Origin of the sequence: Vibrio sp. J383, from assembly GCF_023503985.1 — a bacterium.
GTDB classification, from domain to species: domain Bacteria; phylum Pseudomonadota; class Gammaproteobacteria; order Enterobacterales; family Vibrionaceae; genus Vibrio; species Vibrio splendidus.
In genome coordinates this window covers 2,958,745-2,973,905 of record NZ_CP097293.1, presented here as the reverse complement: position 1 = coordinate 2,973,905, position 15,161 = coordinate 2,958,745, and the positions used below count along the sequence as shown (strand labels likewise).

At 42.8% G+C, this 15,161-nt stretch carries 13 protein-coding genes; 5 read left to right on the top strand and 8 right to left on the bottom strand.

The genetic code is table 11. The features are described 5' to 3' along the window. Positions 1-85: 85 nt before the first annotated feature. The 4 genes from ptsI to cysZ form a co-directional block, all read right to left on the bottom strand. The gene (gene ptsI, locus M4S28_RS13315; RefSeq protein ID WP_017079443.1) at positions 86-1,810 is read right to left on the bottom strand and encodes a phosphoenolpyruvate-protein phosphotransferase PtsI; all 1,725 of its coding nucleotides are present in this window, start codon (positions 1,808-1,810) and stop codon (positions 86-88) included. Between the two features lie 153 nt (positions 1,811-1,963). Beyond that, on the bottom strand, positions 1,964-2,221 hold the full coding sequence (locus M4S28_RS13310; RefSeq protein WP_004734263.1) for an HPr family phosphocarrier protein: 258 nt from the start codon (positions 2,219-2,221) through the stop codon (positions 1,964-1,966). Between the two features lie 302 nt (positions 2,222-2,523). After that, the gene (gene cysK, locus M4S28_RS13305) at positions 2,524-3,492 is read right to left on the bottom strand and encodes a cysteine synthase A (protein ID WP_017079444.1); all 969 of its coding nucleotides are present in this window, start codon (positions 3,490-3,492) and stop codon (positions 2,524-2,526) included. A 223-nt stretch (positions 3,493-3,715) separates the two neighbouring features. Continuing rightward, entirely contained in the window at positions 3,716-4,474 is a 759-nt protein-coding gene (gene cysZ, locus M4S28_RS13300) for a sulfate transporter CysZ (protein WP_249631944.1), read from the bottom strand. A gap of 229 nt (positions 4,475-4,703) precedes the next feature. On the opposite strand from cysZ, the gene zipA reads away from it, so the two are divergent. The 5 genes from zipA to cueR all read left to right on the top strand — a co-directional run bounded on the left by zipA (position 4,704) and on the right by cueR (position 10,894). Then, positions 4,704-5,747, top strand: coding sequence for a cell division protein ZipA (zipA, locus tag M4S28_RS13295; RefSeq protein ID WP_249631943.1), 1,044 nt, complete (start codon positions 4,704-4,706; stop codon positions 5,745-5,747). Positions 5,748-5,839: 92 nt separating this feature from the next. Next, on the top strand, positions 5,840-7,852 hold the full coding sequence (gene ligA, locus M4S28_RS13290) for an NAD-dependent DNA ligase LigA (protein WP_249631942.1): 2,013 nt from the start codon (positions 5,840-5,842) through the stop codon (positions 7,850-7,852). A gap of 525 nt (positions 7,853-8,377) precedes the next feature. Next, positions 8,378-9,478 (top strand): porin, encoded by a 1,101-nt coding sequence (locus tag M4S28_RS13285; RefSeq protein ID WP_061024481.1) that lies wholly within the window; start codon positions 8,378-8,380, stop codon positions 9,476-9,478. A 97-nt stretch (positions 9,479-9,575) separates the two neighbouring features. Beyond that, positions 9,576-10,379: a DUF2057 domain-containing protein gene (locus M4S28_RS13280; protein ID WP_249631941.1), complete on the top strand. Its 804-nt coding sequence runs from the start codon at positions 9,576-9,578 to the stop codon at positions 10,377-10,379. A 122-nt stretch (positions 10,380-10,501) separates the two neighbouring features. Then, positions 10,502-10,894 (top strand): Cu(I)-responsive transcriptional regulator, encoded by a 393-nt coding sequence (cueR, locus tag M4S28_RS13275; RefSeq protein WP_249631940.1) that lies wholly within the window; start codon positions 10,502-10,504, stop codon positions 10,892-10,894. A 580-nt stretch (positions 10,895-11,474) separates the two neighbouring features. On the opposite strand, the gene M4S28_RS13270 is transcribed toward cueR, so the two are convergent. The 4 genes from M4S28_RS13270 to M4S28_RS13255 form a co-directional block, all read right to left on the bottom strand. Next, positions 11,475-11,924 carry an NfeD family protein gene (locus M4S28_RS13270; protein ID WP_017079451.1) on the bottom strand — a complete coding sequence of 150 codons (450 nt, stop codon included), beginning with the start codon at positions 11,922-11,924 and terminating at the stop codon, positions 11,475-11,477. A 3-nt stretch (positions 11,925-11,927) separates the two neighbouring features. Continuing rightward, positions 11,928-12,857 carry an SPFH domain-containing protein gene (locus tag M4S28_RS13265; protein ID WP_004734251.1) on the bottom strand — a complete coding sequence of 310 codons (930 nt, stop codon included), beginning with the start codon at positions 12,855-12,857 and terminating at the stop codon, positions 11,928-11,930. A gap of 197 nt (positions 12,858-13,054) precedes the next feature. Continuing rightward, positions 13,055-13,909, bottom strand: coding sequence for a thioredoxin family protein (locus M4S28_RS13260; RefSeq protein WP_017084098.1), 855 nt, complete (start codon positions 13,907-13,909; stop codon positions 13,055-13,057). Positions 13,910-14,305: 396 nt separating this feature from the next. Then, entirely contained in the window at positions 14,306-15,133 is an 828-nt protein-coding gene (locus M4S28_RS13255; RefSeq protein WP_102540684.1) for an SDR family oxidoreductase, read from the bottom strand. Between the last annotated feature and the right edge of the window lie 28 nt (positions 15,134-15,161).

The following is a 15,161-nucleotide window of genomic DNA, read 5'->3' as shown; positions in this document are numbered from 1 at the left end:
AGTTTTATTCTGTAGAATATACTATACCAATCTAACAAATTAGACGACTATTTTTAGCCGTCTAACTTTATTAAGCTCTTGGTGATTACTGAGTTTTCTCAGCGATGAATTTTTCTACGCAAGCTTCAATTTCTGCAGCTGTAGGTAGAGATAGCGCTTCGTCAGCCATAGCTTTAACTTCTGCGAAGTTAGAGTTACGGATTACTTTCTTAACTTTAGGGATAGAGATACCGCTCATAGAGAACTCATCTAGACCCATACCAAGAAGAAGTAGAGTTGCACGCTCATCGCCTGCTAGCTCGCCACACATACCTGTCCATTTGCCTTCTTTATGAGAAGCATCGATTACTTGCTTGATTACAAGAAGAACCGCTGGAGACAGTGGGTTGTAAAGGTGAGAAATCATCTCGTTACCACGGTCAACTGCAAGAGTGTATTGCGTTAGATCGTTAGTACCGATAGAGAAGAAAGCCACTTCTTTAGCAAGGTGGTGTGCGATTGCAGCAGCTGCTGGAGTCTCAACCATTACGCCAATTTCGATGTCTTCATCGAAAGCATGACCTTCAGCGCGAAGTTCAACTTTGTACTCTTCGATTGCTTTTTTCAGTTCACGGATCTCTTCAATAGAAATGATCATTGGGAACATGATACGTAGCTTACCGTGTGCAGATGCACGAAGAATGCCGCGTAGTTGGTCACGTAAGATTTCACGACGATCCAAACTGATACGTACTGCACGCCAGCCTAGGAAAGGGTTCATCTCTTGTGGAAGATCCATGTATGGTAGATCTTTATCGCCACCGATATCCATAGTACGGATAATCACTGACTCACCGTGCATTGCTTCAGCTACTTCTTTGTAAGCAACGTATTGCTCTTCTTCAGTAGGAAGTGCAGTACGGTCCATGAATAGGAATTCAGTACGGTACAGACCAACACCTTCGCCACCGTTGCGCAGGATACCGTCACAGTCTTTAACTGTACCGATGTTGCCGCAAACTTCTACTTGATGGTTATCAAGTGTGATAGCTGGTAGGTCTTTAAGTTTTGCTAGTTCAGCCGCTTCTGCTTCAAAATCAGATTTGATTTTCTTAGCTTCTGCTAATTCAGCGTCAGAAGGGTTGATGATGATCTTATTGTTCATCGCGTCTAGCACAAGCATGTCGCCGTTCTTAACTTGCTTAGTGATATCGTTAGTACCAACGATAGCTGGAAGCTCAAGTGAACGTGCCATGATTGAAGTATGAGATGTACGACCGCCGATGTCACAAGCGAAACCAAGAACGTAATCTAGGTTGATTTGTGCAGTTTCAGATGGCGTTAGGTCGTAAGCAACTAGGATAACTTGTTCATTGATATCTGCTAGAGACACAATGTTAATGCCTAGTGCATTTTTAACGAAGCGAGTACCGATATCACGGATATCAGTCGCACGTTCTTTTAGGTACTCATCATCAAGTGACTCAAGTGCAACAGCTTGCTCTTCGATCACTGTGTAGATCGCGTTGTCTGCGTGCATTTTGTCTTTCTTGATGAGTGCTAAAATCTCTTCTTCTAGCTCTTCATCTTCAAGCAGCATGATATGGCCTTCAAAGATTGCTTCTTTTTCTTCGCCAAAAGTTTCAAGTGCTTTTTGCTTTACAACTTCAAGTTGTTGAGAAGATTTGTTACGAGCGTCAAAAAAACGCTGAACTTCTGCTTCAACTTGATCGTCTGAGATAGATTGAGTGTTTAGGACAATTTCATCTTCTTGAAGTAGTAGTGCTTTACCGAAAGCAATACCAGGAGATGCTAGGATGCCTGAAATCATAGCCTTACCTTAGTTGTTCAACTGTAAACGGGAGAATGTGTGACTTTAAGTCGTCGACTAATGTCGCGCTTATCGCTATCTATTTCGAATTGCTATCTATTTCGAACAAAGCCACTTTGCTGTGCAAAATGGCTTTGAAAGAAGGAGACCGTATTAGTGTAGTTGATCCATAAGAGCAACTAGGTGGTCTACAGCTTGCTGAGCTTGAGGGCCTTCAGCTGAAATAGTAACGTTAGTACCTTTTACTAGGCCTAAAGTTTGTAGTTTGAACAGGCTTTTCGCGCTAGCGCTTTTGCCGTTAGAAGTCACTGTGATGTCAGCATCGAAAGATTTTGCTTCTTTAACGAACTGTGCAGCTGGACGTGTGTGAAGGCCGTTTTCTGCTGTGATTTCTACTTGCTTCTCGTACATTTTATATACCCCAATTAATTTATTTTTTGTAAGTTTGTAACCAGATTAGCTTAACTGCTTTAGCCCAAATGCGCTAGAGGCTAGTACGCCATGTTCGTGTTAGAACTTAGACTGGTTATAAATTTTTATCCAGCCATGGTCGTCTTTTGTTGAGTACTCATGACTTTCAGAATTTGTTTATTGCTTCTTTTATTTTGAAGCGAAAAATAAAACAGACCCGATATTACCAAAGGTGGGGCAGGGATCAACAAAAAAGCCCCTAAACGGGGCTTTTTTGGACGAAAAATTGATTTGACCACATATTATTGTTGGTTCTCTTTCTCCGTAAAGATGCCTGCAAATAGGGCTGTACTTAGGTAACGTTCGCCAGAGCTTGGCAGCACGGTGACAATGGTTTTTCCTGCAAATTCAGGTAGTTCCGCGATTCTGTTCGCCGCTACTACCGCTGCGCCAGATGAGATGCCCGCAAGAATACCTTCCTCTTTCATTAGGCGTTGAGCCATCTCAATCGCTTCTTCAGAAGTTACTGGCTCTACACGGTCGATAAGGTCTAAATCTAGGTTTCCAGGGATAAAGCCTGCACCAATACCTTGGATTTTGTGTGGAGCTGGTTTGATTTCTTCGCCAGCAAGCGCTTGTGCAATCACTGGAGATTCTGCTGGTTCAACCGCTACTGAAGTGATCGCTTTACCTTTCTCGCCTTTAATGTAACGGCTTGTACCAGTAAGCGTACCGCCGGTACCTACGCCAGCGACAAATACATCGATTTCGCCATCTGTTGCTTCCCAAATTTCAGGGCCAGTTGTCTTCTCGTGAATTTGTGGGTTAGCTGGGTTGTTGAATTGCTGAAGCAGCAGATACTTTTCTGGGTCTGAAGCGACAATTTCTTCTGCTTTAGCTATCGCGCCGTTCATGCCTTTTGGTGCTTCAGTCAGTACTAAGTTTGCACCTAGTGCTTTAAGCAACTTACGACGCTCTAGGCTCATTGACTCAGGCATCGTTAGCGTTAGCTTGTAACCGCGAGCGGCTGCTACGAATGCAAGAGCAACACCTGTATTACCACTGGTAGGTTCAACAAGCTCGATACCTGGTTTTAAAGTTCCTGCTTTTTCTGCTTCCCAGATCATGTTTGAACCGATACGACACTTAACGCTGAAGCTTGGGTTACGAGCTTCAATCTTAGCTAGAACGTTGCCTTTGCTTACTTTGTTAAGGCGGACTAGCGGTGTGTTACCAATCGTTAGGGTGTTGTCTTCGTAGATCTTGCTCATGCGATATTCCTTCATTTAATGACAGAACTAAACGTAGTATATCAATCACTTTACCGTCTAGTGTCTTTCGATGTTTGTTTAGCTTGAATTTAGATTAAACAAGTTGAAAAAAAGGTAAAAGGATTAAAAAGTTATATCATATAGATATGTAGCAGAGTTCACGCCTATCTTTATTGTGTTCAGAACTTCAAAAAGATAGGCGTTGTTAAAGAGAGAATGAAGGTTATAGACGAGAACGCAGAGCTTGGTTTTTAAACTCAGCAACCCACATGGCAGTAGCGCCGCAGACGGCAACTGGCATGACGATCAGATTTAAAATTGGAATCGTTGTGAAAACAGACACAAGTGCACCGAAGCTGTAGCTCTTACCTTGTTTTTGTTTCAAATTGTTTCTCATATCATCAAATTTGATTTTGTGGTTATCAAATGGATAGTCGGCGTACTGGATCGCTAACATCCATGCTGTGAAAATGAACCATAAAAACGGTGCAACGGTTTGTCCTAGTGCTGGAATTAACAAAAGTAGGAATAAACCTATCGCTTTTGGCAGAATATAGACAAGCTTGCGCCATTCTCTCGCTAAAATACGTGGAGTATCTTTGAGTGCATCCAGCAAACCATCGTCATTCACTTTTTTGCCACTGAGCAGCTCTTCTACCTTTTCTGCGAGCAACCCATTGAAAGGTGCGGCAATGAAGTTAGCGAGCGTACTAAAGAAATACGAAAACGTGGCCAAGACGGTTAACACAAGTAGTGGCCATAGAATGTATGACAACCACGACAAAAAGCTTGGTAATGCGCCAATCCAGCCCTCAATCCAAGTGTTTAGGTTGGAGAAAATATAAAACAAGGCACCACCAACGAGTAACACGTTAGCAATAAGTGGCATTAGTACAAACTTACGAATGCTCGGCGACAAAGCGATTTTTATTCCGAAAATAAAATAGCCAAAGCCTGAGCGGGGAACAGATTCAATAGTCATATTTAAATTAGGTCACATGTGAATTTGGTTAAATAGCAAACATCCCTAGTGTACTAGACCGAAATTAAGAAAAAAAGCGTGGTGAAAATCACACCATGTAAGGAACTAATTGTATTAAGTTGTTCTAAAACAGTGGCTACTTTTGATAGAGTAGTGAGATTAGCCAAATTAACCCAACTTAGTGACAGCGTGTTTATAGCTAGTCGACTAAGAAAGCTGAGAGCGAAAAATGCAGGAATTGCGATTTGTACTCATTATTGTTGGCGCATTAGCTATCGCCGCATTATTGTTCCATGGTCTATGGACGAGTAAAAAAGAAGGGAAAGCAAAGTTTGGAGATAAGCCGCTTGGTAAGCTTGATAACGACAGCTTAGATGAAGCAGAAACGATCCCAAACCGTTCATTCGCCCCAGAAGATGATTTTGAGATAATCCGAAAAGAGCGTAAAGAGCCGGACTTTGCAGTCTCACCATCTGAGACTGATCCGCTGATTGACTCAGATCCACTTACAGCGCCACAAACGAAAGAAGTTATCGAAGACGACATCGAATTGAATGATCTTCCTTCTTTCAGTGTTAAAGAAGAACCAGCTCAGATCGAGAGTGAACCTGAAGACATACAAGAGGCCGCTGAACCAGAGGTTCCAAGCTTTGAATTGACTGATGAGCAAAAAGAAAGTCATGCTGGTTTTCAAGAGCAGTACGGTTCGTTCGAAGAAGCTTCGGATTCGGTTACCGAGCCACTCGTTCCTAGTGAATCATTAACGCCAAGTGAACCGCTTGTTTCGAAAGAGGTCGTTGCTCCACAAAGCGCCGCGCCTGTTGAAGAAGCTAAGCCAGATGAAGAACTTGGCTTAGAAGTGATTGTTCTTAATGTTCACTGTGCAGGAGAAATCCCATTCGTAGGGACTGAACTTTTCCGTAGTATGGAGAATAACGGCCTAACTTATGGTGAGATGTCTATCTACCATTGCTTTGCACAATCTAGCGATGAGCCAAAAGTTATTTTCAGTGTTGCGAACATGATGCAGCCCGGAACTCTAGAACATGATGATCCCGCTGACTTTACAACGAAAGGTATTTCGTTCTTCATGACGCTGCCTTGTTACGGTCAAGCTGATCAGAACTTCAATGTAATGCTGAGTGCAGCTCAGAAAATTGCTGATGATATGGGCGGAAACGTTTTGGACGAGTCACGTAACTTAATGACGCCCAATCGTTTGTCAGACTACCGCAAGCAAATCAGAGACTTTATGACGGCTACGAATGCCTAACCGTATTGTTTAGCCTTGTAAATAATCTATATTTATAGAAAAGGGCTCCTAAGGGAGCCCTTTTTGATATTTCAATCACGACAGAGAATGATATGAAAGAATCGATTCAAGTTACCTTAGAGCAGTTAAGAGAAACTCTGCACTATCATGCCGTTCGTTATTACGTAGAAGATAGCCCTGAGATCCCTGATGTCGAGTACGATCGATTAATGCAACAGTTGCTAAAGATCGAGGAAGAGAATCCAGAGCTTGTGACGGTGGATTCTCCGAGCCAACGTGTCGGTGGTCAGCCTCTCGATGGTTTCACTCAAGTGACTCATGAGATCCCGATGCTTTCTCTGGACAATGCATTCTCTGATGAAGATTTGGATGCGTTTAATAAGCGTATGTCTGATAGAGCGCCAATGGCCAATCTTAAGACTTTCTGTTGTGAGCCTAAGCTTGATGGCTTAGCGGTAAGCCTACTCTATGTAAATGGCACCTTAGTTCAGGCAGCAACGCGTGGTGATGGCGCTACTGGCGAAAACATCACAGAAAACGTACGAACGATCAGCTCTATTCCGCTTAAGTTGCAAGGCGAAGGTTGGCCAGAACGGATTGAGGTTCGTGGTGAAGTGTTTATGCCAAAAGCAGGCTTCGATAAACTGAATGAGATGGCATTGAAGAAGGGCGACAAAGTTTTTGTTAACCCACGCAATGCCGCTGCAGGTAGCCTGCGTCAGCTTGACTCTCGCATTACAGCGAAACGTCCACTGGCTTTCTACGCATACAGTGTCGGTGTTGTACAAGGCGCTGAGCTATCAAATAGTCACTATCAACGCTTTTTACAGCTTAAAGGTTGGGGCTTACCTATGTGCCCTGAGACTAAGCAACTAAGCTCGCTTGAGGACGTAAAAGCGTACTATCAAGATATTATGAATCGTCGTGACGCTCTGGCTTATGAGATTGACGGTGTGGTGATTAAGGTTGATGACATTGCCGCACAAGTGACTCTAGGCTTTGTTGCGCGAGCACCACGTTGGGCAATTGCTTATAAGTTCCCAGCTCAAGAAGAGATTACCCTGCTCAATGACGTTGAGTTTCAGGTGGGCCGTACTGGCGCTATTACGCCGGTTGCTAAACTGGAACCTATCTTCGTAGGCGGCGTGACGGTTAGTAATGCCACTTTACACAATGCCGATGAGATCGCTCGTTTAGGTGTGAAGGTAGGCGATAGCGTGATTATCCGTCGTGCCGGTGACGTTATTCCGCAAATTGTGGCTGTGGTACTAGATCGTCGCCCTGAAACGGCTAGAGACATTGTTTTCCCTGATGCTTGCCCTGTATGTAACTCTGCAGTAGAACGCGTTGAAGGCGAGGCTGTAGCGCGTTGTACAGGTGGCTTGGTCTGTCAGGCACAGCGTAAAGAAGCGCTTAAGCACTTTGTGTCTAGAAAGGCTCTGGATGTTGATGGTCTTGGCGTAAAAGTGATAGAGCAGCTTGTCGACCGTGAAATGGTAGAAACTCCAGCCGATCTCTTTAAGCTCAGCGCTGGCGTTATTACGGTTCTTGACCGTATGGGGCCTAAATCGGCACAGAATGTAGTGAGTGCGCTTAATAAAGCCAAAGACACGACATTAGCCCGTTTTCTTTATTCTTTAGGGATTCGAGAAGTGGGCGAAGCGACGGCTATGAACTTAGCTCAGCACTTTAAGACGCTAGAGTTGGTTCAAGCAGCAACCCATGAGCAGTTAGTTGAAGTGTCAGATATTGGTGACATCGTAGCAAGTCACCTCACGAGCTTCTTCTTGCAGGAGAAAAACAGAGCCGTAGTCGATCAGTTGCTAGAACTGGGTGTTAACTGGCCTGCAATCGAAGCTGTTGCGGATGACCAAGAGCTACCGTTAGAAGGCAAAGTGGTCGTGTTGACGGGCTCACTGTCTAAATTAGGACGCAGTGAAGCGAAAGCCGCTTTGCAGGCTTTAGGCGCAAAAGTGACTGGTAGCGTGTCTAAGAAAACGGATATCTTATTCGCTGGTGAAGCCGCTGGTTCTAAACTGACTAAAGCACAAGATTTAGGTATCGAAATAAGAACAGAAGAAGATCTAATTGCACTTATTTCGTAAGTAAACCAAGGTAAAAAAAGCTCAAAAGCACTCCTTTAAAGGGAGTGCTTTTTTTGTGCCTGCTACAAATTAGATGTCTTTTTAATTGTTGAGAATTTTGTTCCTATACGAACTCTAAAATCAGGACAGTGACGCTGCTCAACATTAATGAAATACCATGGAGGTTGTATTGAAAATGCGAGTCACTTCTATGTTTATAAGGGTGAAGTTTATTTAAGTTATTGATATTTATTGTTTTTGTTGTTTTTGGTTGTGAGCTTTACAATTTATCGATCTGGATCACTAAGTACCTACTAAATTTGCACCAACTCATATTTTTTTAGATGAAAATTAAGTTCTCATTGATCTTTTTGAGGGCGAAGTTAGTCTTAATGCCATGGATGCACACGATGTGTATAACCAGAAAGGAAATAGAGAATTCAGAGTTTAGGGTTCTCAAACAAGAAAAGGTATTTCTCTCTACGGCGGCCAACTTTAGGCGGGAAATATTCAAACAGCTATATCCATTTTTAGGAGTTTTATTCCATGGAAAACAAAATTTTCAAACGTACTCTACTAGGTGCAACGGTTGCACTTTTATCGACAGGTGTAATGGCGAAAGAAGTTGGTATCAACTCTGACTTCAACGTTGACGTATACGGTGTTGCAGCTATCTCTTTAGTTAACTACAACACAACTGACAACAATGACTCTAGCTCTGGTTATGCTGTTGAGAATGAATCTCGTATCGGCTTCCGTGCTCACAAAGATATGTTTGAAGACGTTACTATCACAATGCAGATCGAATCTGGTTACGTAGATAGCACAGACTGGTCTCACGGTGGCGTTTCAGGCGGTGTTCTAGGTTTCCGTGATACTTTCGTTGGTGCTTCTGGCTCTTGGGGTAACCTACGTGTGGGTCGTGTTCTTACACCACTATACGAAATCGTCGATTGGCCATTCTCTAACCCTGGTCTAGGTTCTGTATTCGATTGGGGCGGCATCAATGGTCACTACGATCGTCAATCTAACCAAGTACGTTACGATTCAGCTAAATTTGGTGGTTTCTCTTTTGCAGCTTCTGTTGGTCGTGATGATAACGACAACGGTGGTGGTGCCGCGACTCGTGACGCAAACTTCGTTGGTGCAAGCGCTAAGTACAGCTTCGAAAAAGTGACATTCATGGGTGCTGTTGAATCGGGTACTCGTGTAGTCGCGGCTTCAGGTGGTGACTGGTCATTTGATGAAAATGGTAATGCAGAGCAAGCTCCGGAAGTTGCTGGCTACGATGATGATACGTTCGCATATATCGTTGGTTTCGAAGCAAGCTTACCTGCTGGCTTCGGTATCGCGGCAGCATTTAAAGGCGAAGAGCTAGACAACGGTATTCGCAAGCAAACACAAGATTCTTATTCTGTTATTGGTCAATACTGGAACGGTCCAATTGGTTTCAAACTGGGTTATGCAGCGAACCTAGAATCTGAACTTAACGGTAATAAAGAAGCTAACTCAGATAGCAACACTATCTCTGGTCAGCTAATGGCAGTTCACAACGGTTTCGTACCTTACCTACGTGTAGCGGGTCGTACTGTTGGCGACGCTGATACAGATATCGTAACTCGCGTTGGTCTTGAGTACGGTTTCTAAGCTAAAGTTATCAGCTTAAAATAGTTAAAGAGAATCAAAACGCTGGTAAATTATTTTGCCAGCGTTTTTCCATAGTGAACATAAGGAATTAGTCATAATGAATAAAGTTAGTGTAGTTGTATTATCATTATTTTTGGGAGCTTGTAGTTCACTCGATTCAAAAAGTAATTTTTCAGATTCAGTTGCGGATGTACAGCCTAAAGGTGGTTATATTCAGGTAACTGGGCAATCTTACGTTGCGGAAAGTAAAGCGAATGTTGGAGCAGACATCTTGAAATCGTCACTCTACTTTACGTACAACAAAGAAGTAACACAGAATTCGGCTCCAGAATCTTCAATTATAATGGATGTGAGCTACTTCCAGAGCTATAAAGAATATGAAACTGTAAGCTTTTTCGGCAAGACGATAGAGCTAGAAGAGAGACAGGTTCCAAGAGAAAGTTGCAGCGAGCACTGTACAAAGACTCAATATATTAAATTTCCATTAAGCGAAGCTGATATTCAGCAGGCAAGAGAAAAGAACTTAGAGTTTACGCTTGATGGACAAAACTCAGTAATGAGTACAACTTTCATTGTGCCGAAAGCGTATATCGACACGATCTACAACGGCGCAAATAATCATACTGCGATCGCGGTTGCTCCAGTCGCGGTACCTGTAGCAGCGGTTGTTGCTGAAGAACCAAGAGTTTCTCAAGCTCAAGAGATGGTTAACTACTGGTATGGACAAGCAACAAAAGAAGAGCAATCTACAGTGACAGATTGGGCATTCAAAAATCGTAAGAACGCTTCTCCAGCATCAATTGAAGGCTCAAAAGAAATCGAAATGGTTTCATATTGGTTCAATAAGCTAGACAGTGAAGAAAAATCTCAAACTATGATTTGGCTGTTAGAGCAAGAGTAAGCCTCTAACGTAAGTCTCTAACTATGTTTTTTAACCGCAGTATTGTATAACAGCAGTACTGCGGTTTTTCGTTTTAGAGCGCGCTCTTTGTTTTAGGCAACGTTTGAATTATAGGTAATAGAGTGAATATTGGTGAAGTAGCTAAACGTGTTGGTACAACAGCGAAATCCATTCGTTTTTACGAAAGTAAAGGCATGATGAGTCCCCCGCATCGTTCCGACAATGGCTATAGGCAATACGGCGAGATTCACATCGAACAGTTAGAATTTGTACTGAGAGCTAAAATGGTTGGATTTACGCTTGATGAGTGTAAGGCGCTTGTCGAGTTGGCAATGAATCCGAACAGACAAAGCTACGAAGTAAAGAAGAAGGCAACTCAGAAGTTAGATGAAATTGAATTGAAACTTGCTGAGTTAAATAAAATGAAGGCTCAGTTACAGTCTTGGGTGCATGATTGCCCGGGAGATGCTTCAAACGAATGCCCAATTTTGAACAATTTGTCAGGCCGAAAATAACATATTTTTTTAAAGCTCGCCTAGCAATCAAACAGTGTGTCAGGCAGCAAAGAACATTACTAGCCTGACGTTCGTTACCTATCAAAGCACCTTTCCGCCATAGTGTTTGCAGATCAGCAATGGCACATGAGTGACTGCGTTTCCATCTGAACACTTAACAATAGGCCCCATGTTTCCGTTACCTGGAGACTGACTGCTCGCCAGAGCGCTTCCGAATGTTAAGCTGAAAATAGCCGTTAGAATTATTAAAAGATGTCTCATACAAACTCCATTAGGTTTATCTCTAGTTGAGATAATTGAAAGTATGGACAAGGAAAATAAAATTTCAAAAATTGGACGGACTTAACATTTTTAATAATTATAATTAAGGGTGAGTAAGGTTAACTATTCATATATATTTTGGATAAGAAAACTGTCTTTCTTATATCTTTTTAGCTCAATCAAACTTTTTAGCTTTACGAAATAAGAACTTATTTTTTTTTCAATTCAATCTATCACAATGATAATTAGAATGTTCTTTGCTCTCTAAAGTTATTAAAGCCTACATTTATCGATAATGTAGGCCTAATATGCCAATTAGCTATAAAGGCTGGATTATTAGAATTATTCCGTCTAATGCCACAATCTTAATTTCTGTGCCTGATGGAATATCTTGGCTAGCTCTTGCTGACCAAGAAGAGTCTCCTACCTTAATTCGGCAGTTACCTCTTTTGACCTCTTCGGTAAGAAAAACAGTTTGCCCTACAAGTTGTTTTTCTCTTTGATTTAGCTCTCGCCCTGCGTCTGACTGCTTGTCATTAGATAGTTGTCTTCTCCACCACAACCAAGTGGTGATAAGTGAAAAACTCGCAAAGGACAACCATTGCATCTGCCAACCGATTGGTAGCGCGCCTAATAGCGCTCCGACCAACATGGCAGATATGCCTATCCACAAAAAGTAACCAGCAGTACCAACCAGCTCTAGGGCTAGCAGCGCTAGACCAAATGCTAACCAATGCCAGTGGTTTACTTGCTCTAGTAACTCGAACATAAGTTAGTCCTTACTACCCTTGTCGTTGCTTTGTGCAAACATCTCTGCGATACCTGCAACAGAACCCATTAGGCCAGTCGCTTCGAGTGGTAGCATGATTATCTTGCCGTTTTCAGCTTGGCCAATAGACTTCAATGCGTCGGTGTAACCTTGTGCAATAAAGTAATTGACCGCTTGCATGTCACCTTGAGCGATGGCCGTCGAGACCATTTCTGTCGCTTTAGCTTCTGCTTCTGCTGCACGCTCACGAGCTTCTGCTTGCAGGATGGCTGCTTGCTTTTGACCTTCCGCTTTTAAGATTTCAGATTGCTTATGACCTTCCGCTTTTAGGATCTCAGCTTGTCTTACACCTTCAGCCGATAAAATGTCGGCACGTTTGTTTCGCTCAGCTTTCATCTGGGCATTCATCGCGGCGGTTAGATCTGCTGGTGGCTGTACATCTTTGATTTCGATACGAGTAACTTTTACGCCCCATGGGTTGGTTGCTTCATCCACGATATTTAGCAGCTTGGTATTGATCATGTCACGCTGGCTAAGCATTTCATCCAGCTCCATAGAGCCAAGTACAGTACGAATATTGGTGAGGGTTAAATTACGGATCGCATGCTCAAGGTCATTTACTTCATAAGCCGCTTTCGGTGCATCGATAACTTGTACGAAGCAAACTGCATCAATCATGACATTAGCATTATCTTTGGAGATGACTTCTTGAGCTGGGATATCGAGAACTCGTTCCATCATACTGATGCGTTGTCCGACTTTATCGATAAATGGAATGATCAGGTTTAGGCCTGGTTTGAGGGTCTGTGTATAGCGGCCAAAGCGTTCTACGGTCCAGTTATTGCCCTGTGGAACGGTTTTGACACCAGCGAAAATGAACAGTAGTGCGACGACAGTAAAGACGCCAATAGTAATCAATGTATCAATAGCCATACAAAATCCTTTGCAAGTTTAAGTTTTTGATAGTTCACTATTGATACTGGCTCATATTTAAATTCTGAGCAAATTTATAAACGAGAAATGGGCCATAAAATATTGATTTTATGGCCCATTTTATATTGTTTCATTCGATAAGCTAATTGATTGAATTGTCAGTTTTCGATGTTTAATCTAACGATTTTAGGGTTTTGTTAGTAAAGCAGAGAGTACAGTTGTCGACGGTACTTACTGGCAACTGGGTTTCCTTGCCCAAGCGCACTTAAGATGTCCATGAACTCTTTTTTCATATCGCCATCGCAAGCATTTAGATCTTTTGCTAGGAAAGACCACAACAGCTCCATCGCTTCTTCGTTGCGGTTCACCTGGTGATATTGCAATGCTAACTCTGAGGCAGTCTTAGCATCATTCGGGTCTTGCTGCAGAGCGGTTTCTAATGCCTGTATTTCAGGGCTGTCTGCTGCTTGCTTGTGAAGTTCAAGTTTCGCGACTAAGCCTTTGTAGTAGTTGTCTTGGTACTCTAGAGGAATGGTGGCTAGTTGAGTTTCAGCAAGATCAAACTGTTGCGTTTCTAACAAACACTCTGCAATCGCCAGTTTTACTTCGCCTTTGCTTGTTAGCGCAGCTGGAAGTTGTTGCATTGCTGCCAGTGCTTGTGTGTGCTCACCTGCTTGCATTTGCTCTAGAGCTTGACGTAATGCAAGTTCATCTTGGCTAGGAAGGTGCTTGTTTAGCATTTCAACAATGGCTTCTAAGCTCTGAGGGCCACCAAGGCCATCGACAGGCTGACCGTTAACAAACAGTGCAATAGTCGGTAGTGCTTGAACCCCAAATTGGCTAGCAATGGCTTGCTCTTGCTCGCAGTTCAATAAAGCTAGGGTGAAAGCGCCATTGTATTGCTGAGTTAATGTTTGCAGTTCAGGAATGACTTGGGCGCTCTCTTGGCTCATTGGTGCCCAAAATTGGATGAGTACAGGGGTCTGCATCGAACCTTCTAATACTTGACGAAAGTTCTGCTCATTAAGTTCAACAATATGCGGAGATTGCATTTACGTTCCTTGAGGTTTGTTTATGGATACGTTGCAAATATGGGGGGATAAGTCGGTAACTTCAAGATCTAACTGGGGTATCTCAGATAAAAAGAGACAAAAATAGAAAAACGCTATGCTTCGATGTTGGTAGGATGTTTATCTCTACATAGAAGGCATAGCGTAATCATTGAGGTGGTCAGTGAGGTATTGCGTGAGATACTCAAAACAGAATAAACAACGTAATCGCCACACTCACACCTACCCAATTAAGGCGGTTTAAAGTCATGAAATATCCAGATTAGATTCACCAATTGGGAGTAATTGATGAGATAGGATAAATCATGACATCTTATTGTTACGGAAAAATTACATCGTTACATTAAAGTTTGCGACTGTGCATTCAAAGTTAGACAATTATGCAGCTTTTCTCAAAATAGGGTCTAGCCAGCGACTCGGCAGAATCCTTTTCAATACCGCGAACACTTTAGTCGGGGTCGTAACTCGATATCTTAACTTGGGTTTATTGGCCGTAAGTGCGTGAAAAACAGGTTCGATACAACTCTCAGGTGGCAGAACAAAAGCGTTGTTCGATGACTCCTTTTCAAGTCGGTCTTTTTGTTGTTGATAAGCTGTTTTATGAGCGCTACCAGAGATGACAATCCATTTATTGAATGCTTTCAGGGCATTAGGTCGGAATTGAGTTTCTATTGGACCTGGCTGCAGTAGCGAGATGTGTATACCGCTGCCATGCAGCTCTAAACGCAAGGTATCCGTCCAGCCTTCAATCGCGAACTTTGACGCATTATAAGCGCCACGATATTTCATTGCGGCAAAACCTAATACGGAACTGTTTTGCACGATTCGGCCTTCACCACGTTCGCGCATGTGCGGGAGGATCTGACAAACAAGATGATGCCAACCAAAGAAGTTGGTTTCGAATTGCTCTCTGAGCCCCTGGGTCGGTAAGTCTTCTAGCGCGCCTGCTTGACCGTAAGCGCCGTTATTGAATAACCCATACAATCCGTTAGGTGCGAGTGCAATCGCAAGCTTGGCGCCATTCTCGATACTCTCTTGGTTGGAAAGATCTAATTGAATACAAGTGAGGCCTTCATCTTGAAGGCGTTGAACATCTTGTGGGTCACGGCAAGATGCAATGACATGAAAGCCACGTTTTTGAAGTGCATGAGCACATGTATAGCCAATGCCTGTTGAGCAACCAGTGATAAGAATCGACTTGTTCACACTTAATCCTTTATTAGAGTCTCTATCG

Bases quoted from the DNA above. Each gene is read 5' to 3' on its own strand.
- ptsI (WP_017079443.1), bottom strand. From the start codon at position 1,810: ATGATTTCAGGCATCCTAGCATCTCCTGGTATTGCTTTCGGTAAAGCA.
- M4S28_RS13310 (WP_004734263.1), bottom strand. From the start codon at position 2,221: ATGTACGAGAAGCAAGTAGAAATCACAGCAGAAAACGGCCTTCACACA.
- cysK (WP_017079444.1), bottom strand. From the start codon at position 3,492: ATGAGCAAGATCTACGAAGACAACACCCTAACGATTGGTAACACACCG.
- cysZ (WP_249631944.1), bottom strand. From the start codon at position 4,474: ATGACTATTGAATCTGTTCCCCGCTCAGGCTTTGGCTATTTTATTTTC.
- zipA (WP_249631943.1), top strand. From the start codon at position 4,704: ATGCAGGAATTGCGATTTGTACTCATTATTGTTGGCGCATTAGCTATC.
- ligA (WP_249631942.1), top strand. From the start codon at position 5,840: ATGAAAGAATCGATTCAAGTTACCTTAGAGCAGTTAAGAGAAACTCTG.
- M4S28_RS13285 (WP_061024481.1), top strand. From the start codon at position 8,378: ATGGAAAACAAAATTTTCAAACGTACTCTACTAGGTGCAACGGTTGCA.
- M4S28_RS13280 (WP_249631941.1), top strand. From the start codon at position 9,576: ATGAATAAAGTTAGTGTAGTTGTATTATCATTATTTTTGGGAGCTTGT.
- M4S28_RS13270 (WP_017079451.1), bottom strand. From the start codon at position 11,924: ATGTTCGAGTTACTAGAGCAAGTAAACCACTGGCATTGGTTAGCATTT.
- M4S28_RS13265 (WP_004734251.1), bottom strand. From the start codon at position 12,857: ATGGCTATTGATACATTGATTACTATTGGCGTCTTTACTGTCGTCGCA.
- M4S28_RS13260 (WP_017084098.1), bottom strand. From the start codon at position 13,909: ATGCAATCTCCGCATATTGTTGAACTTAATGAGCAGAACTTTCGTCAA.